The 18,033-nt window shown below is 59.1% G+C and carries 15 protein-coding genes; 5 read left to right on the top strand and 10 right to left on the bottom strand.

Annotated features, from left to right (window positions below; translation table 11 throughout):
- Nucleotides 1-39 precede the first annotated feature (39 nt).
- The 5 genes from SOP95_RS26265 to sdhC form a co-directional block, all read right to left on the bottom strand.
- The gene (locus SOP95_RS26265; RefSeq protein ID WP_274074899.1) at nucleotides 40-2,871 is read right to left on the bottom strand and encodes a 2-oxoglutarate dehydrogenase E1 component; all 2,832 of its coding nucleotides are present in this window, start codon (nucleotides 2,869-2,871) and stop codon (nucleotides 40-42) included.
- A 261-nt stretch (nucleotides 2,872-3,132) separates the two neighbouring features.
- The gene (locus SOP95_RS26260; RefSeq protein ID WP_008063297.1) at nucleotides 3,133-3,837 is read right to left on the bottom strand and encodes a succinate dehydrogenase iron-sulfur subunit; all 705 of its coding nucleotides are present in this window, start codon (nucleotides 3,835-3,837) and stop codon (nucleotides 3,133-3,135) included.
- 11 nt (nucleotides 3,838-3,848) lie between these two features.
- A complete protein-coding gene (gene sdhA / locus SOP95_RS26255; RefSeq protein WP_274074898.1) occupies nucleotides 3,849-5,621 on the bottom strand; it encodes a succinate dehydrogenase flavoprotein subunit in 1,773 nt (590 codons plus the stop codon).
- Nucleotides 5,622-5,624: 3 nt separating this feature from the next.
- The gene (gene sdhD / locus SOP95_RS26250; protein WP_008063295.1) at nucleotides 5,625-5,993 is read right to left on the bottom strand and encodes a succinate dehydrogenase, hydrophobic membrane anchor protein; all 369 of its coding nucleotides are present in this window, start codon (nucleotides 5,991-5,993) and stop codon (nucleotides 5,625-5,627) included.
- Nucleotides 5,987-6,361, bottom strand: coding sequence for a succinate dehydrogenase, cytochrome b556 subunit (sdhC, locus tag SOP95_RS26245; protein WP_274074897.1), 375 nt, complete (start codon nucleotides 6,359-6,361; stop codon nucleotides 5,987-5,989). Before sdhC ends, sdhD begins: the two co-directional genes overlap by 7 nt.
- Nucleotides 6,362-6,724: 363 nt before the next feature.
- Here sdhC and gltA point away from each other — a divergent pair, with 363 nt between their 5' ends.
- The gene (gene gltA / locus SOP95_RS26240; RefSeq protein WP_007977501.1) at nucleotides 6,725-8,014 is read left to right on the top strand and encodes a citrate synthase; all 1,290 of its coding nucleotides are present in this window, start codon (nucleotides 6,725-6,727) and stop codon (nucleotides 8,012-8,014) included.
- Between the two features lie 305 nt (nucleotides 8,015-8,319).
- On the opposite strand, the gene SOP95_RS26235 is transcribed toward gltA, so the two are convergent.
- From SOP95_RS26235 to SOP95_RS26225, 3 genes are all read right to left on the bottom strand, one after another.
- Entirely contained in the window at nucleotides 8,320-9,978 is a 1,659-nt protein-coding gene (locus SOP95_RS26235; protein WP_274074896.1) for a cation acetate symporter, read from the bottom strand.
- The gene (locus SOP95_RS26230) at nucleotides 9,975-10,286 is read right to left on the bottom strand and encodes a DUF485 domain-containing protein (RefSeq protein WP_008061165.1); all 312 of its coding nucleotides are present in this window, start codon (nucleotides 10,284-10,286) and stop codon (nucleotides 9,975-9,977) included. Before SOP95_RS26230 ends, SOP95_RS26235 begins: the two co-directional genes overlap by 4 nt.
- Nucleotides 10,287-10,525: 239 nt before the next feature.
- Nucleotides 10,526-11,377, bottom strand: coding sequence for a glycine betaine ABC transporter substrate-binding protein (locus tag SOP95_RS26225; protein ID WP_323608815.1), 852 nt, complete (start codon nucleotides 11,375-11,377; stop codon nucleotides 10,526-10,528).
- Between the two features lie 288 nt (nucleotides 11,378-11,665).
- Here SOP95_RS26225 and SOP95_RS26220 point away from each other — a divergent pair, with 288 nt between their 5' ends.
- The gene (locus tag SOP95_RS26220) at nucleotides 11,666-13,261 is read left to right on the top strand and encodes a glycoside hydrolase family 17 protein (RefSeq protein WP_323608845.1); all 1,596 of its coding nucleotides are present in this window, start codon (nucleotides 11,666-11,668) and stop codon (nucleotides 13,259-13,261) included.
- A gap of 107 nt (nucleotides 13,262-13,368) precedes the next feature.
- Here SOP95_RS26220 and SOP95_RS26215 read toward each other — a convergent pair whose 3' ends face one another.
- On the bottom strand, nucleotides 13,369-13,737 hold the full coding sequence (locus SOP95_RS26215) for a hypothetical protein (RefSeq protein WP_323608814.1): 369 nt from the start codon (nucleotides 13,735-13,737) through the stop codon (nucleotides 13,369-13,371).
- Between the two features lie 224 nt (nucleotides 13,738-13,961).
- Between SOP95_RS26215 and SOP95_RS26210 the strand changes: the two genes are divergently transcribed.
- Nucleotides 13,962-15,260 (top strand): serine/threonine protein kinase, encoded by a 1,299-nt coding sequence (locus SOP95_RS26210; RefSeq protein ID WP_274074893.1) that lies wholly within the window; start codon nucleotides 13,962-13,964, stop codon nucleotides 15,258-15,260.
- Entirely contained in the window at nucleotides 15,253-16,041 is a 789-nt protein-coding gene (locus SOP95_RS26205) for an MlaA family lipoprotein (RefSeq protein WP_274074892.1), read from the top strand. Before SOP95_RS26210 ends, SOP95_RS26205 begins: the two co-directional genes overlap by 8 nt.
- Before the next feature lie 131 nt (nucleotides 16,042-16,172).
- Here the strand turns inward: SOP95_RS26205 and SOP95_RS26200 are convergent, their stop codons facing one another.
- Complete coding sequence (locus SOP95_RS26200; RefSeq protein ID WP_323608813.1) at nucleotides 16,173-17,087, bottom strand: DUF808 domain-containing protein; 915 nt, start codon at nucleotides 17,085-17,087, stop codon at nucleotides 16,173-16,175.
- 134 nt (nucleotides 17,088-17,221) lie between these two features.
- Between SOP95_RS26200 and SOP95_RS26195 the strand changes: the two genes are divergently transcribed.
- Nucleotides 17,222-17,827, top strand: coding sequence for a TetR/AcrR family transcriptional regulator (locus tag SOP95_RS26195; RefSeq protein WP_274074890.1), 606 nt, complete (start codon nucleotides 17,222-17,224; stop codon nucleotides 17,825-17,827).
- The last annotated feature ends 206 nt before the right edge of the window (nucleotides 17,828-18,033 follow it).

The following is an 18,033-nucleotide window of genomic DNA, read 5'->3' as shown; positions in this document are numbered from 1 at the left end:
CTGTGGGTCCTTAAATTCGGTTTCAGGTGCGCGAAGGCGTTAAACAGTAAAGGCGTCTTGCAGCAGTTTTTCCTGCTGCTCAGCGTGCATCGATGCGTAACCGCATGCCGGTGCAGCAGAAGCCTCACGGCCCGCGTACTCGAGTACGAGAGACTTGTTGAGGTTGCTGATGCTACGACGCATGTGGTGTTGGCTGCAGTACCACGCCCCCTGGTTCATCGGCTCTTCCTGGCACCAGACGGCAGCTTTGACGTTGGTGTAAGGAGCCAGGACTTCTTTCAAGTCGTCCTCAGGGAATGGGTACAGCTGCTCGATACGCACGATGGCGATATCGTCACGGCCTTCGGCACGACGTTTTTCCAGCAGGTCGTAGTAGACCTTGCCGCTACACAGGACAACGCGCTCGACCTTTTTCGGGTCTTGGGCATCGATTTCCGGGATAACGGTCTGGAAGGAACCTTCGGCCAGATCTTCCAGGGTCGAGATGGCCAGCTTGTGGCGCAACAGCGACTTCGGAGTCAGGACTACCAGTGGTTTGCGCAGCGGGCGAATCACCTGACGGCGCAGCAAGTGGTAGATCTGTGCCGGCGTCGTCGGCATGCACACCTGGATGTTGTGCTCGGCGCACAGCTGCAGGTAACGCTCCAGACGAGCCGAGGAGTGCTCCGGCCCCTGACCTTCATAACCGTGCGGCAGCAGCATGGTCAGACCGCACAGACGGCCCCACTTGTGCTCGCCACTGGTGATGAACTGGTCGATAACGACCTGGGCGCCGTTGGCGAAGTCGCCGAACTGGGCTTCCCAGATGACCAGGGCATTTGGCGTGGTGGTCGAGTAACCGTACTCGAACGCCAGCACCGCTTCTTCGGACAGGAACGAGTCGTACAGGTCGAAACGTGGCTGACCGTCGTACAGGTTCTGCAGCGGGACGTAGGTGCCCGCGTCCTTCTGGTTGTGCAACACGGCATGACGGTGCGAGAACGTACCGCGGCCGATGTCCTGGCCAGTCATGCGAATCGGGTGACCTTCGAACGCCAGGGTCGCGTACGCCATGGTTTCGGCGTAACCCCAGTTGATCGGCAGGCCGCCGGCTTGCATCTTCTGACGGTCTTCGTAGATCTTCGCAACCTGGCGCTGAACCACGAAGCCTTCCGGGATTTCCAGCAGCTTGGCGGACAGTTCCTGCAAGGTCTTGAGGTCGAAGCGAGTGTCGTGACGCGCGGTCCAGGCGTGGCCCAGATACGGACGCCAGTCCACGAACAGCTCTTTGTTCGGCTCTTTGACCAGGCTTTTCACTACGTGCAGACCGTTGTCCAGCGCGTTGCGGTATTCGTCGACCTTGGCCTGAACACGCTCCGCGTCGAGTACACCGGCCTGGGTCAGGCGATCGGCATACAGCTCACGGGTGGTGCGCTGCTTGGTGATCTGCTGGTACATGATCGGCTGGGTGCCGCTTGGCTCGTCGGCCTCGTTGTGGCCGCGACGACGGTAGCAGACCAGGTCGATCACCACGTCACGCTTGAACTGCATGCGGTAGTCGATGGCCAGCTGGGTCACGAACAACACGGCTTCCGGATCATCGCCATTCACATGGAGGATCGGCGCCTGGATCATTTTCGCAACGTCGGTGGCGTACTCGGTGGAACGCGAGTCCAGCGGGTTGCTGATGGTGAAACCAACCTGGTTGTTGATCACGATGTGCACGGTACCGCCGGTCTTGAAACCGCGGGTCTGCGACATCTGGAAGGTTTCCATCACCACGCCTTGACCGGCGAATGCCGCGTCACCGTGGATGGAGATCGGCAGGACCTTCTCACCGGTCACGTCGTTACGACGATCCTGACGGGCGCGAACCGAACCCTCGACCACCGGGGAAACGATTTCCAGGTGGGACGGGTTGAACGCCATGGCCAGGTGAACTTCACCGCCGGTGGTCATTACGTTGGACGAGAAGCCCTGGTGGTATTTAACGTCACCGGAACCCAGCTCGACCTTCTTCTTGCCTTCGAACTCGTCGAACAGCTCGCGCGGGTTCTTGCCGAAGGTGTTGACCAGCACGTTCAGACGGCCACGGTGGGCCATGCCGATGACGATTTCCTTGGTGCCGTAGGAACCGGAACGCTGGATCAGCTCGTCGAGCATCGGAATCAGGCTCTCGCCGCCTTCCAGGCCGAAACGCTTGGTACCCGGGTATTTGGTGCCCAGGTATTTTTCCAGGCCTTCACCGGCGGTCACGCGCTCGAGCAGGTGGCTCTTGATGTCGGCGGAGTACGTCGGACGGCCACGCACGCTTTCCAGACGCTGCTGGAACCACTGGCGCTGCTCGGAATCGGTGATGTGCGTGAACTCAGCGCCGATGGTGCGGCAATATGTCTGCTGCAACGCTTCGTGAATTTCGCGTAGGCTCGCTTCCTCTTTGCCGATGAACAGGTCGCCGGCACGGAAGGTCGTATCAAGATCGGCATTGGTCAAGCCGTAATGATTGATCGACAGGTCTGCAGGTGCAGGACGCTGCCACAGCCCCAGCGGGTCAAGCTGGGCTGCCTGGTGGCCACGCATACGGTAGGCCTGGATCAATCGCAGCACTTCAACTTGCTTCTTCTCGTGCTCACTGCTCACGCTGCCGGCGGAAACCGGTTGGGCGCGGCGCTGGTTCTTTGCCAGCAAGACGAAATGATCGCGAATTGTGGAGTGCGAAACATCGGTGGCAGAGTTGCCGTCAGCAGGCAACTTCTGGAAGTAGGTGCGCCACTCTTCTGGCACAGCGTTAGGGTCGTGCAGGTAGAGCTCGTAGAGCTCTTCCACATAGGCAGCGTTACTACCGGATAGGTAGGCGCTGTTCCACATGCGCTGCATCACGCTTTCTTGCATGCTTGGTCACCCTCGGTTAGGGGAACACCACCGGTGTCGACACCGAGCAAACTTGCAGAAGTCCGAATGCAGCGACCAAAACAAGCCACTAGGATCACACTGATAGTCCGGGTACCAGCCCGGATGCCCCTGCTTGTCTCATTTCTTCAAAATAAGAGCCGCAGCCTTATAGGCTGCTGCTCAGGTTAAAACTACGGCGCCGGTTGAAGCCTGCGCCGCAGCATCCACGGGTACAACGGTCTAGCGGGTACTACAGCTGAATCACACGCCGCTCGAGAGCAACATGTTACGGATGTGACCGATGGCCTTAGTCGGGTTCAGGCCTTTCGGACATACGTTGACGCAGTTCATGATCCCGCGGCAGCGGAATACGCTGAACGGGTCATCCAGCGAAGCCAGACGCTCGGACGTCTTGGTGTCACGGCTGTCTGCCAGGAAGCGGTACGCTTGCAGCAGGGCAGCTGGACCCAGGAACTTGTCCGGGTTCCACCAGAAGGACGGGCACGAGGTCGAGCAGCAGGCGCACAGGATGCACTCGTACAGACCGTCGAGCTTTTCACGCTCTTCAGGGGACTGCAGACGCTCGATGGCCGGAGCCGGCGTGTCGTTCTGCAGGTAAGGCTTAACCTTCTCGTATTGCTTGTAGAAGATGCTCATATCGACGACCAGGTCACGGATTACCGGCAAACCTGGCAGAGGACGAACGATCAACTTGTTACCTTTTACAACGGCAGACAGCGGCGTGACGCACGCCAGGCCGTTCTTGCCGTTGATGTTCATGCCGTCGGAACCGCAAACGCCTTCACGGCAAGAGCGACGATAGGAGAAACCTTCGTCCTGCTCTTTGATCAGGGCCAGCACGTCCAGCACCATCAGGTCTTTACCACCGGTATCAACCTGGAATTCCTGCATGAACGGCGCAGCGTCCTGATCAGGGTTGTAACGATAAACACTGACTTGCAACATGGCGGCCACCCTTAATAAGTCCGAATCTTAGGTTCAAAAGTCGGAACCGTCTTCGGCGAGAAGTTCACGGCACGCTTGGCAACGCGCTTCTCACCCGGGAAGTACAGGGTGTGGCACAGCCAGTTTTCGTCGTCACGGTCTTCGAAGTCTTCACGGGCGTGAGCGCCGCGGGACTCTTTACGCACTTCGGCAGCGATGGCGGTAGCTTCGGCCACTTCCAGCAGGTTCTGCAGTTCCAGAGCTTCGATACGCGCAGTGTTGAACGCCTGCGACTTGTCGTTGATCTTCACGTTGGCGATGCGCTTGCGCAGATCGGCCAGCTGGGCAATACCCTTCTGCATGTATTCGCCGGTACGGAATACACCGAAGTAGTTCTGCATGCAGTTCTGCAGCTCGCGACGCAGGGTTGCCACGTCTTCGCCATCGGTACGCTCGTTCAGGGCGGACAGACGAGCCAGGGCCGCATTGATGTCGGCGTCGGTGGCGTCGTCGTATTCGATACCGTCGGTCAGCGCCTTTTCCAGGTGCAGGCCGGCAGCACGGCCGAAGACCACCAGGTCGAGCAGCGAGTTGCCGCCCAAGCGGTTGGCACCGTGAACCGATACGCAAGCCACTTCGCCTACAGCGAACAGGCCCGGGATGATGGTGTCTACGCCGTCGGCGTCCTGGGTGATCGCCTGGCCATGAATGTTGGTGGCAACGCCGCCCATCATATAGTGGCAGGTCGGAACAACCGGAACTGGAGCAACCACCGGGTCAACGTGAGCGAAAGTCTTGGACAGTTCGCAGATGCCTGGCAGACGGCTGTGCAACACTTCCTCGCCCAAGTGGTCGAGTTTCAGCATTACGTGGTCACCGTTCGGGCCACAGCCGTTACCGGCGATGATCTCTTTAACCATCGAACGGGCAACAACGTCACGACCAGCAAGGTCTTTGGCGTTCGGAGCATAACGCTCCATGAAACGCTCGCCGTGCTTGTTGATCAGGTATCCACCTTCACCACGGCAACCTTCGGTTACCAGTACACCGGCGCCGGCGATGCCGGTCGGGTGGAACTGCCACATTTCGATGTCTTGTACCGGTACGCCAGCACGCAGGGCCATGCCAACGCCGTCACCGGTGTTGATCAGGGCGTTGGTGGTCGAAGCGTAGATACGACCTGCACCGCCGGTGGCCAGAACGGTAGCCTTGGCGCGGATGTAGGTGGTTTCGCCGGTTTCGATGCAGATGGCGATCACGCCGACGAAGTCGCCTTGACCGTTCTTCACCAGGTCAACGGCGTAGTACTCGTTCAGGAACGTGGTACCGGCTTTCAGGTTGCCCTGATAAAGGGTGTGCAGCAGGGCGTGACCGGTACGGTCGGACGCAGCGCAAGTACGCGCAGCCTGGCCGCCTTTACCGTAGTCCTTGGACTGGCCACCGAACGGACGCTGGTAGATACGGCCGGTTTCGGTACGCGAGAACGGCAGACCCATGTGGTCCAGTTCGAAAACGGCGGCCGGGCCTTCCTGACACATGTATTCGATAGCGTCCTGGTCACCGATGTAGTCGGAACCCTTGACGGTATCGTACATGTGCCAGCGCCAGTCATCGTTCGGGTCAGCGGACGCGATGGCACAGGTGATGCCGCCCTGGGCGGATACAGTATGCGAACGGGTCGGGAAAACCTTGGTGATTACCGCAGTCTTGTGACCGCCTTGCGCCAGTTGCAGCGCTGCGCGCATGCCGGCACCGCCACCACCAATGATGATGGCGTCGAAAGAAATCGTTGGAATGTTAGCCATGAATCAGATACCCCAGAGAATCTGCACACCCCAGACGAAGTAAGCGAACATCGCGACGCCGCATACTGCCTGGAAGAGGAAACGTATAGCCGTCGCGGACTTGCCGAACGCCATTGGCGTCAGGTAGTCGGTCGCGATGGTCCACATGCCGACCCAGGCGTGAGCGCCCAGAGCAACAAGGGCCAGCAGGCTGAAAATACGCATCCAGTTGTTGGCGAAGAGCGCGTGCCATTGGTCATAGCCAAGGCCCGGGTTCGCCACGAGGTATCCGATCAGGAAAATGAAGTAAGCCGCGAGAACGACCGCAGACACACGTTGCGCCATCCAGTCATAGAGGCCCGAACGCGAGAGGTTCGTGACGTTAGTTACCATATCCAAACTCCTGCCAGAACGATTACCACCACGGAAACGGCGATAATGATTTTCGAGCCCAGTTTGCCGCCTTCCAGCGTCTCACCGATGCCCATGTCCATGATCAAATGGCGCACACCGGCAACCAGGTGATACAGCAAGGCGGACAGGATGCCCCAAATCACTAGCTTGGCTAGCGGACTGGTCAGACACGCTTTCACCTGACCGAAGCCTTCCTCGGAGCTCAGCGACTTGTCCAATGCATAAAGCATGATGGCAAGGCACACGAAGAGGATGACACCGGAGATACGGTGAAGAATGGACGTGTAAGCAGTGACTGGGAGTTTGATGGTCCTTAGGTCTAGGTTTACAGGTCGTTGGCTTTTCACGGCTTTTTTTTCACACTGAAGAGCCCCTAACAATCAGGGCAAAGTTGTTGGGGAGTGCACTGGTCAGGTAACCACCACCCAGGGAGGCGACCCCCAATAACGCAAGCCCAAAAGCCCTTGGCGGTCGGCTGCCGAGTATAGACAGTTAGGCTACTAATGACAACGCAAAGACCTCACCCAAACAGCTGATTGCACAACGGACATAAAAGGCGTAAATGGCAGGCAATTTCGAGAAAAAAGTAGGGTTAAAGCCTTCTGGAGCAAGACTTTAGGCAAATTGACATTCGAATTTATCTCACTATAGTGGTGCGGGCCCTGCGTGGGGGGTCTGTCTGATGATTTCAAGCATAAATAGGAGGCCACATGGCTGACAAAAAAGCGCAGTTGATCATCGAGGGCGCAGCCCCCGTCGAGCTGCCCATTTTAACCGGCACCGTTGGTCCCGATGTTATCGATGTTCGGGGTCTGACGGCCACGGGCCGCTTCACCTTTGACCCTGGTTTCATGTCGACCGCTTCCTGCGAGTCGAAGATCACCTATATTGACGGTGACAACGGCATTTTGTTGCATCGCGGCTACCCGATCGAGCAACTGGCTGAAAAATCGGACTACCTGGAAACCTGCTACCTGCTGCTCAACGGCGAACTGCCGACCGCAGAGCAGAAGGCCCAGTTCGTCAGCACCGTGAAGAACCACACCATGGTTCACGAGCAGTTGAAGACCTTCTTCAACGGCTTCCGTCGCGACGCTCACCCGATGGCCGTCATGTGCGGCGTTGTCGGCGCCCTCTCGGCCTTCTACCACGACTCCCTCGACATCAATAACCCGCAGCATCGCGAAATCTCCGCGATCCGCCTGGTTGCCAAGATGCCGACCCTGGCCGCGATGGTTTACAAGTACTCCATGGGCCAACCCATGATGTACCCGCGCAACGACCTGTCGTACGCGGAAAACTTCCTGCACATGATGTTCAACACCCCGTGCGAGATCAAACCGATCAGCCCGGTACTCGCCAAGGCCATGGACCGGATCTTCATCCTCCACGCCGACCACGAGCAGAACGCATCGACCTCTACCGTACGTCTGGCCGGCTCGTCGGGTGCCAACCCGTTCGCCTGTATCGCCGCCGGTATCGCTGCACTGTGGGGCCCTGCCCACGGCGGCGCCAACGAAGCCGTCCTGACCATGCTCGATGAAATCGGCGATGTCTCGAACATCGACAAGTTCATCGCCAAGGCCAAGGACAAGAACGATCCGTTCAAGCTGATGGGCTTCGGTCACCGCGTTTACAAAAACCGCGACCCACGCGCCACCGTGATGAAGCAGACCTGCGACGAAGTGTTGAAGGAACTGGGCATCCAGAACGATCCGCAACTCGAACTGGCCATGCGCCTGGAAGAGATCGCCCTGACCGACCCGTACTTCATCGAACGCTCGCTGTACCCGAACGTCGACTTCTACTCGGGGATCATCCTCAAGGCGATCGGCATTCCAACCAGCATGTTCACCGTGATCTTCGCCCTGGCGCGGACCGTCGGCTGGATCTCCCACTGGAAGGAAATGCTCTCCAGCCCGTACAAGATTGGCCGTCCGCGCCAGCTGTACACCGGCTACGAGTCGCGTGACATCACCAAGCTGGAAGACCGCAAGTAAGATCGTTCTTGCTGTAGCGTGTTGAGTTGTACCGGGAACGGCCTCTATTTGCATAGAGGCCGTTTTTGTTTACCTGGAGTTCACGCAGTGACTGAAGCACCGCTATCGCCAGCAGGCTGGCTCCCACAAGGAGCACTTGTTCCAATGTGGAGCCAGCAGGCTGGTTCCCACAGGGAGCATGCATTCCAATGTGGGAGCCAGCCTGCTGGCGATAAGGCCAAATCCGGCGACACACCCCCTTCAGACAGAAGCAAAAATGCCCCGATCTCTCGATCGGGGCATTTGCTTGCAGCTTCTAACCGCTCTTAGTGCGAAACCGCCCCACTCGCCCCCAAACCCGTCTGCGAACGAACAAACTGCGGGAAGAACAGCGCCCGCTCGTTATCAGCCGCGGTCGACTTGTCGGTAATCGAGAAGAACCAGATCCCGACAAAAGCAATGATCATCGAGAACAACGCCGGGTACTCGTACGGGAAGATCGCCTTCTCGTGATGCAGGATCTGCACCCAGATGGTTGGGCCAAGGATCATCAAGCCCACAGCGCTCACCAGGCCCAGCCAGCCACCGATCATCGCACCGCGAGTGGTCAGCTTCTTCCAGTACATGGAAAGCAGCAGGACCGGGAAGTTGCAGCTCGCCGCGATGGAGAACGCCAGGCCGACCATGAACGCGATGTTCTGGCTTTCGAACAGGATGCCCAGGCCGATTGCCAGCACCGCCAGGGCGATGGTGGTGATTTTCGAGACGCGGATCTCATCCTTCTCGTTGGCCTTGCCCTTCTTGATCACGCTGGCGTACAGGTCGTGGGACACCGCCGAGGCACCGGCCAGGGTCAGGCCGGCAACCACTGCCAGGATGGTCGCGAACGCTACCGCCGAGATGAAGCCCAGGAAGATGCTGCCACCGACCGCATTGGCCAGGTGCACCGCCGCCATGTTATTACCGCCCAACAGCGCGCCAGCCGCATCCTTGAACGCAGGGTTGGTGCTGACCAGCAGGATCGCGCCGAAGCCGATGATGAAGGTCAGGATGTAGAAGTAGCCAATGAAACCGGTTGCGTACAGCACGCTCTTGCGCGCTTCTTTCGCATCACTCACGGTGAAGAAGCGCATCAGGATGTGTGGCAGGCCCGCGGTACCGAACATCAGTGCCAGCCCAAGGGAGAACGCCGAGATCGGATCTTTCACCAGGCCGCCCGGGCTCATGATCGCTTCACCTTTAGGGTGAACCTTGATCGCCTCGGAGAACAGAGCGTTGAAGTCGAAGTTGACGTGCTTCATCACCATCAGCGCCATGAAGGAAGCGCCGGACAGCAGCAACACCGCCTTGATGATCTGCACCCAGGTGGTCGCCAGCATGCCGCCAAACAGCACGTACATGCACATCAGGATACCGACCAGGATCACGGCAACGTGATAGTCGAGACCGAACAGCAGCTGGATCAGCTTGCCGGCACCGACCATTTGCGCGATCAGGTAGAACGCCACCACCACCAGCGAACCGCAAGCGGACAGCGAGCGGATCTGGGTTTGCCCAAGGCGATAGGACGCCACGTCGGCAAAGGTGTATTTACCCAGGTTACGCAGGCGCTCGGCGATCAGGAACAGGATGATCGGCCAGCCCACCAGGAAGCCGATCGAGTAGATCAGGCCGTCGTAGCCGGAGGTGAACACCAGCGCGGAAATACCCAGGAAGGACGCCGCGGACATGTAGTCACCGGCAATCGCCAGGCCGTTCTGGAAACCGGTGATCTTGCCGCCCGCCGCGTAGTAGTCGGAGGCCGACTTGTTTTTCTTCGACGCCCAGTAGGTGATGCACAGGGTTGCACCAACGAACGCGACGAACATCAGGATCGCGGAAACGTTGAGCGGTTGCTTCTGCACGGCGCCGGTCAGGGCGTCAGCGGCCCAGGCGCCAGGTGCGAATGCTGCGATGCTCAAAAGAGCCATTAGACGCCGGATCATTGCTGAGCCTCCTTGAGAATCGCATTGTTCAGGTCGTCGAATTCGCCGTTGGCGCGTCGCACATAGATACCGGTCAGGATGAAGGCCGAGACAATCAGCCCGACACCGATCGGTATGCCCCAGGTAATCGATGACTCAGGGCTGATTTTCGCCCCCAGTACATGCGGCCCGTAAGCAATCAAAAGGATGAATCCGGAGTAAAGCCCTAGCATGATCGCCGATAGAATCCAGGCGAATCGTTCCCTCTTGCTAACCAGCTCCTTGAAGCGCGGGCTGTTTTGAATCGAGAGGTAAATGCTGTCGTTCATTGTTTTTATCCTCGCAGCACAGATTTAGTTGGAACGGTATCCACTCTATGCGGCTGCGGGGCAGGTTCCAGACGACCTTAGTCTTAGAACCACGTGACGTATTCGCCAATCTCAAGCACTACTGAATAAAAGTGGGAGCTAGCCTGCTGGCGATTGCGATCTGTCAGTCAACACTTCAGTTAACTGACAGATCGCAATCGCCAGCAGGCTAGCTCCCACAGGGTACAGCGGGGTATCTGTTACTTGGTCCAGTCAGCCACACGCTCCGGATGCTTGGCTACCCAATCCTTTGCCGCCGCTTCAGGCTTGGCGCCTTCTTGAATGGCCAGCATGACTTCGCCGATTTCGTCTTTCGACGCCCACTGGAAGTTCTTCAGGAACTTGGCCACTTCCGGTGCCTTGGTCGCCAGCTCTTTGCTGCCGATGCTGTTCACGGTTTCAGCCGCGCCGTAAACGCCTTTCGGGTCTTCCAGGAAACGCAGTTTCCACTTGGCGAACATCCAGTGCGGCACCCAACCGGTCACGGCAATGGATTCGTTCTTTTTCTCGGCACGTGTCAGCTCGGCAATCATGCCGGCGCCGGAACTGGCCTTGAGTTGATAGCCGGTCAGGTCGTAGTCCTTGATCGCCTGCTCGGTCTTGAGCATCACGCCTGAACCGGCGTCGATGCCGACGATGCGTTTCTTGAAGCTGTCATCGGTTTTCAGGTCTTCAAGCGACTTGGCCTTGACGTACTCGGGCACGATCAAGCCGATCCTGGCGTCCTTGAAGTTCGGACCGTAGTCGACGACCTGGTCCTTGTTCTTGGCCCAGTAATCGCCGTGGGTCACCGGCAGCCAGGCCGACAGCATGGCGTCGAGTTTGCCGGTGGCCACGCCCTGCCACATGATCCCCGTGGCGACGGCTTGCAGCTTCACGTCATAATTGAGCTTCTGCTTGATCACTTCAGCGGCCACGTGAGTGGTCGCGACGCTGTCGGACCAGCCGTCAACGTAACCGATGGTCAGGGTCTTGTTCTCGGCATTGGCGAATGTGGAGCCAATCGCAAGCACCAGAGCGGCACCTGCGCCTAAAAGTCGTCGCATCTTCATCGTTACTTCCCCGAAAGTGCTGCGCTCGACGGATGCCGAGTCGCGTCAACGTATAGTTATGGTGCACAGCGCCCCCATCACGCCCCACCCGCAAACTCGTTCGATCATCAGCGGAGTACTGATGATGCGATCATCAACCTGACGCTGTTGGCGACCTGCTCTGCCAGCGACCTCAAGGCATCGAGAAACGACATCAGAACGCCATGAGTCTAGGACAGCGTACAGGTTCCGCCCGATCCGCCCGAACTTTGCATGTCAAAATCATGCAGGGCACCAAGCGCGGGACAAATACAGGTAACATGCGCCGCTTTGCTCCCAGACGGCCTGACCATGCCCGCGACATCCCGTTTTCCTTTTTTTGCTTATCTGTTCGCTTGCCTGCTGGGGCTGTTTGCCTTGGGCGGCTTCTGGTACGGCCTCGGTAAACCGGTGCTCCTGCCGGACGTGGTCAGCGCGACGCACAAGTTGCAATGCGCCTCCTATACCCCGTTCGACAAGGACCAGTCGCCGTTCGACGTACCGTTCAACCTTCGTCCCGAGCGCATGGACGCGGATCTCGCGCTGCTGGCCAAAAATTTCCAGTGCATCCGCACCTACTCCATGACCGGCCTCGATGCCCTCCCCGACCTGGCGCGCAAGCATGGGTTGAAGCTGATGATCGGCGCCTGGATCAACAGCAACCCGGTGGACACCGAAAAAGAAGTCGACCTGCTGATCGCCTCGGCCAACGCCAACGCGGACGTGGTCAGCGCGGTGATCGTCGGCAACGAAACCCTGCTGCGCAAGGAAGTCACCGGCACCCAGTTGGTCAAGCTGATCAACAAGGTAAAAAGCCAGGTCAAGCAACCCGTTACCTACGCCGATGTCTGGGAGTTCTGGCTCAAGCACCCGGAGATCGCGCCGGCCGTGGATTTCCTGACCATCCACTTGCTGCCGTACTGGGAAGATGATCCGTCGAACATCGACGCCGCGCTGCAGCATGTGGCTGAGGTACGCCAGGTATTCGGCAACAAATTCGCACCCAAGGACGTGATGATCGGCGAAACCGGGTGGCCGAGCGAAGGCCGCCAGCGTGAAACCGCCCTGCCGAGTCGGGTCAACGAAGCCAAGTTCATTCGTGGTTTTGTCGCCATGGCCGAGCAGCAAGGTTGGCACTACAACCTGATCGAAGCCTTCGACCAGCCGTGGAAACGTGCCAGTGAAGGTGCGGTTGGCGGTTACTGGGGGCTGTTCGATGCAGATCGCCAGGACAAGGGTGTGCTGGCCGGGCCGGTGTCGAACGTGCCGTACTGGTCGCAGTGGCTGGTGGTTGGCGGGTTTATCTTCCTTGGCACACTGATTCTCGGTGGACGCGTTCGCAGCACTCGCGCCGCGCTGGTGCTGCCACTGCTGGGCGCCTTGGCCGCTTGCTCGATGGGTGCCTGGGGCGATCTGGCACGGGTCACCACGCGTTTTGCCAGCGAGTGGTTGTGGGTCGCCGTGCTGACTGCCTTGAATGTGTTGGTGCTGGCCCATGCCGCACTGACGCTGAGCCCCCGCACCGGTTGGCGTGGCTGGGCGCTCAATTCGCTTGAGCGTCGGGCAGGCTGGATACTGGCGGTGGCAGGATTTGCCGCTGCAGTGATGATGCTGGAACTGGTGTTCGACCCGCGTTATCGCAGTTTCCCGAGCGTTGCGTTCATCCTGCCAGCGCTGGTTTACCTGTGCCGCCCGGTGAGCGTGCCGCGCCGGGAAATCGCCCTGCTGACCTTCATCATCGGCGCCGGCATTGCGCCGCAGCTGTTCCGGGAAGGCTTGCAGAACCAGCAGGCCTGGGGTTGGGCGCTGGTAAGCGGGTTGATGGTGGCGGCGTTGTGGCGTTGTTTGCGGGTTCGCAAGGACTGATCTTCAGCGCCGCCTCCGGCCTCTTCGCGAGCAAGCCCGCTCCCACATTTGATCTGCGTCGTTCACAAATCGAATGTGGGAGCGGGCTTGCTCGCGAAGGCTATCTATCAGGCGCTACGGGACGCCCTGACCAACCGCAACCCCGCAATCACCACCGCAAAAACCGCCATCGTCGTGTTGTACAACGCCAGCGCCGGAAACCCGAACACCAGCGCCACCACCGCCAACCACCACCCTGTCCGTCCCGGCAGCACAAAGCCGACCACGGCGGCGGCCAGTGCTGTCCAGCCCAACACCTGGAAGTGAATCATCAGGCCAAGATTGGAACGCACCTGGCATTCCCAGCGGCTGGCCTCGTCCACGCAGATGCCGACCCACTGCGCATCTTCCATGAAGCCATAACGCGCGCCATAGCTGGCGGCCAGCCATAACGGCAACAAAACAAGCAGCAGAATCACGGGCAAACGGCGGGACATGGAGCACTCCAATACGCGAAAACGGCGGCCAGCTTAATCGCCCGACAGCCTTAAGCAAGGGATAACAACTGTTAACTGGTCATTCAATCACTGCAAAGTGTATCGTCACGCTACTATTACTCGGAATTCAGGCCAGTTTGGTGCCGATGCGTGGCACTTTGGCGCAGATCCAGTGGTCATAGCCTGCGAACTTCATTCGGCACCTTTTTCTAAGGGATCTAGTCATGCTCCGTTCCTTGCGCTTCGCCGCCCTGTTTGGCGGCCTTATCTTGAGTGCGTCCGCACTGGCGGTCGATATCGACGCCGCCAGTTATGGCTATCCCTTGACCAACCCGTTCGAGGCGACCATTGCCACGACGCCACCGGACCTGCGCCCCGAGCTGCCGTTGGATGAGGACATCGATCAGTCCGATCGCAGCGTCACCCTGCGCCCGGAACGCGCATTCGAACTGCCGGACAACTTCTGGCCAGTGAAAAAACTTACCTATCGCATTGCCACCCAGGACAAAGCCGCGCCGTTGATCTTCCTGATCGCCGGCACGGGCGCGCGCTACGACAGCAGCCTTAACGAATACCTGAAAAAGCTCTACTACAAGGCCGGCTACCACGTGGTGCAACTGTCGTCGCCCACCAGCTTCGACTTCATGAGCGCCGCCTCACGTTTTGCCACGCCCGGCATCACCAAGGACGACGCCGAAGACATGTACCGGGTGATGCAGGCCGTGCGGGCGCAAAACCCGAAACTGCCGGTCACCGAGTACTACCTCACCGGCTACAGCCTGGGTGCACTGGATGCGGCATTCGTCGCGCACCTGGACGAAACCCGCCGCAGCTTCAACTTCAAGAAAGTGCTGCTGGTCAACCCTCCGGTCAATCTCTACACCTCGATCACCAACCTGGACAAACTGGTCCAGACCGAGGTCAAGGGCATCAACAACACCACCACCTTCTATGAACTGGTGCTGAACAAACTGACCCGTTACTTCCAGCAAAAGGGCTACGTCGATATCAACGACGCACTGCTTTATGACTTCCAGCAGTCCAAGCAGCACCTGAGCAATGAACAGATGGCCATGCTGATCGGCACCTCTTTCCGTTTTTCCGCGGCCGACATCGCCTTCACCTCGGACCTGATCAACCGTCGCGGCCTGATCACTCCGCCAAAAACCCCCATTACCGAAGGCACCAGCCTCACGCCGTACCTCAAGCGTGCGCTGCAGTGCGACTTCGACTGCTACATCACCGAACAGGTGATCCCGATGTGGCGTGCCCGCACCGACGGCGGCAGCCTGCTGCAACTGATCGACCAGGTGAGTCTGTATGCACTGAAGGACTACCTGCACGACAGCCCGAAAATCGCCGTGATGCACAACGCCGACGATGTGATCCTCGGCCCTGGAGACCTGGGTTTCCTGCGCAAGACGTTTGGCGATCGCCTGACCGTTTACCCGCTGGGCGGCCACTGCGGCAACATTAACTACCGCGTCAACAGCGACGCGATGCTGGAGTTCTTCCGTGGCTAAATACCTCCTGCTTATCGCCGCGTTACTCTGTGCAAGCGCTGCCAATGCCGACAACAGCAAGGCCAACGCACCGGTGGTCGTCGACAGTGACGGCTTCAAGGAGCCACTGAGCAAACTCAAGTTCAACCCGGGCCTGGACCAGCGCGAATTCGAACGTTCAACGCTCAGCGCATTGAACGTCTATGACCCGCTGGAAGAGTGGAACCGCCGGGTTTACCACTTCAACTACCGGTTCGACCAATGGGTGTTCCTGCCGGTGGTCGACGGCTATCGCTACATCACGCCGAGCTTCCTGCGCACCGGCGTCAGCAACTTCTTCAACAACCTTGGCGACGTGCCGAACCTGATGAACAGCTTGTTGCAGTTCAAGGGCCAGCGCTCGATGGAAATCACCGGACGGCTGTTGCTCAATACCACCATCGGCATCGCCGGCCTGTGGGACCCGGCCACCGCCATGGGCCTGCCGCGCCAGAATGAAGACTTCGGTCAGACCCTGGGATTCTATGGTGTGCCGGGCGGCGCCTACTTCGTACTGCCGATCCTCGGCCCGTCGAACCTGCGTGATACTGGCGGCTTGGTGGTCGATTTCAGCGCCGAGAACGCCATCAACTTCCTCAACGTTGCCGAGGTCAGCTCCAACCATCCCGAAGTCTGGATCCTGCGCGCCATCGACAAGCGCCATCAGAACAGCTTCCGCTATGGCCAGCTGAACTCGCCGTTCGAGTACGAGAAGGTGCGCTACGTGTACACCGAGTCGCGCAAGTTGCAGATCGCCGAGTAATAACGGCGGGTACAAATCAAATGTGGGAGCGGGCTTGCTCGCGAAGAGTGCATGACAGTCGACATCAATGTTGGATGTGCAGCCGTCTTCGCGAGCAAGCCCGCTCCCACACTTGATCGTATTGCCAGGTCTTAGCCCTTCAGCGTTTTCCAGACTTTCCCAACAATGGAAACCCCCGCCAACACCACCGCACCCGCCACAATCCCCGCCACCGCATTGAGTAACGTCGGCACGATAAATCCGGCACCGCCGGCGGCTGCGCTGACACTTTCGATCCAGTGATGCACCACCGGAACGCCGTGGGTGAGGATGCCGCCACCGACCAGGAACATCGCCGCCGTACCGATCACCGACAGGCTTTTCATCATGTACGGTGCCGCGCGCAGGATGCCACCGCCGATACTCTTGGCCATCTGCCCCGGCTTCTGGGTCAGCCACAGCCCCAGGTCATCGAGCTTGACGATACCCGCTACCAGGCCGTAAACGCCGACAGTCATGACGATGGCGATACCCGAGAGCACGACGACTTGCTGGGTCAGCGCCGAATCGGCCACGACGCCAAGGGTGATGGCGATGATTTCCGCCGAAAGAATGAAGTCGGTGCGGATCGCGCCCTTGATCTTGTCCTTTTCGAACGCCACCAGATCGACCGCCGGATCCGCCACCGCCTCGACCAGTTCGGCATGTTCGGCCTGGTCTTCGGCCTTGCTGTGGAGGAATTTATGGGCGAGCTTTTCAAACCCTTCGAAACACAGGTAGGCGCCACCGAGCATCAGTAACGGCGTGACCAGCCACGGGACGAACGCGCTGATGGCCAATGCCGACGGCACCAGGATCAGCTTGTTGACGAACGAGCCCTTGGCGACCGCCCAGACCACCGGGATTTCCCGCTCAGCGCGCACACCGCTGACCTGCTGGGCGTTGAGCGCCAGATCGTCGCCGAGCACGCCGGCGGTTTTCTTGGCGGCCATTTTTGTCATCAACGCCACATCGTCCAGTACGGCGGCGATGTCGTCGATCAGCACGAGCAAACTGCTTCCTGCCATGAATCGGCTTTCCTTCTTGAATGAATGCCGTGCAGCATAGCGCGGCCGAGCGCCGCACGGAGCATTCTTGAGCGTCGCCGAAGGCCGGTGCTACCATGCGCCACCGCCAGTACAGGCAAGGAACCCCCTGGTTTATGAGCACCATCCGCGAGCGCAACAAACAATTGATCCTGCGTGCCGCCAGTGAAGAATTTGCCGACAAGGGCTTCGCTGCGACCAAAACCAGTGACATCGCAGCCAAGGCGGGATTGCCCAAGCCCAACGTCTACTACTACTTCAAATCCAAGGAAAACCTCTATCGCGAGGTCCTGGAAAGCATCATCGAGCCAATTCTGCAGGCCTCGACGCCATTCAACCCGGACGGTGTGCCCAGTGAAGTGCTGAGCGGCTACATTCGCTCGAAAATCCGCATCTCCCGCGACCTGCCCTTCGCCTCCAAGGTATTCGCCAGCGAAATCATGCACGGCGCCCCGCACCTGAGCCCCGACCTGGTCGAACAGCTCAACGGCCAGGCCAAGCACAACATCGACTGCATCCAGACCTGGATCGACCGCGGCCAGATCGCGCCCATCGACCCCAATCACCTGATGTTCAGCATCTGGGCCGCCACCCAGACCTACGCCGACTTCGACTGGCAAATCACCGCCATCACCGGCAAGGCCAGGCTGGATGAAGAAGATTACGAAGCGGCGGCGCAGACGATCATTCGGTTGGTGTTGAAGGGGTGTGAGCCGGACTGATAGACCGCAGCGCGGCCATCGCCAGCAGGCTGGCTCCCACAGTTGATCTCTGACACTCAGCTAAACCCCTGCTGGCTCCCACAGTTGATCTCTGACGCTCAGCTAAACCCCTGCTGGCTCCCACAGTTGATCTCTGACACTCAGCTAAACCCCTGCTGGCTCCCACAGTTGATCTCTGACACTCAGCTAAACCCCTGCTGGCTCCC

This window comes from Pseudomonas sp. YuFO8, from assembly GCF_035065025.1.
Lineage (GTDB): Bacteria > Pseudomonadota > Gammaproteobacteria > Pseudomonadales > Pseudomonadaceae > Aquipseudomonas > Aquipseudomonas putida_AE.
This window is presented reverse-complemented; position numbering and strand designations above follow the sequence as displayed.

Coding starts and splice junctions, on each gene's coding strand:
- SOP95_RS26265 (WP_274074899.1), bottom strand. CDS start 2,871: ATGCAAGAAAGCGTGATGCAGCGCATGTGGAACAGCGCCTACCTATCC.
- SOP95_RS26260 (WP_008063297.1), bottom strand. CDS start 3,837: ATGTTGCAAGTCAGTGTTTATCGTTACAACCCTGATCAGGACGCTGCG.
- sdhA (WP_274074898.1), bottom strand. CDS start 5,621: ATGGCTAACATTCCAACGATTTCTTTCGACGCCATCATCATTGGTGGT.
- sdhD (WP_008063295.1), bottom strand. CDS start 5,993: ATGGTAACTAACGTCACGAACCTCTCGCGTTCGGGCCTCTATGACTGG.
- gltA (WP_007977501.1), top strand. CDS start 6,725: ATGGCTGACAAAAAAGCGCAGTTGATCATCGAGGGCGCAGCCCCCGTC.
- SOP95_RS26235 (WP_274074896.1), bottom strand. CDS start 9,978: ATGATCCGGCGTCTAATGGCTCTTTTGAGCATCGCAGCATTCGCACCT.
- SOP95_RS26230 (WP_008061165.1), bottom strand. CDS start 10,286: ATGAACGACAGCATTTACCTCTCGATTCAAAACAGCCCGCGCTTCAAG.
- SOP95_RS26225 (WP_323608815.1), bottom strand. CDS start 11,377: ATGAAGATGCGACGACTTTTAGGCGCAGGTGCCGCTCTGGTGCTTGCG.
- SOP95_RS26215 (WP_323608814.1), bottom strand. CDS start 13,737: ATGTCCCGCCGTTTGCCCGTGATTCTGCTGCTTGTTTTGTTGCCGTTA.
- SOP95_RS26210 (WP_274074893.1), top strand. CDS start 13,962: ATGCTCCGTTCCTTGCGCTTCGCCGCCCTGTTTGGCGGCCTTATCTTG.
- SOP95_RS26200 (WP_323608813.1), bottom strand. CDS start 17,087: ATGGCAGGAAGCAGTTTGCTCGTGCTGATCGACGACATCGCCGCCGTA.
- SOP95_RS26195 (WP_274074890.1), top strand. CDS start 17,222: ATGAGCACCATCCGCGAGCGCAACAAACAATTGATCCTGCGTGCCGCC.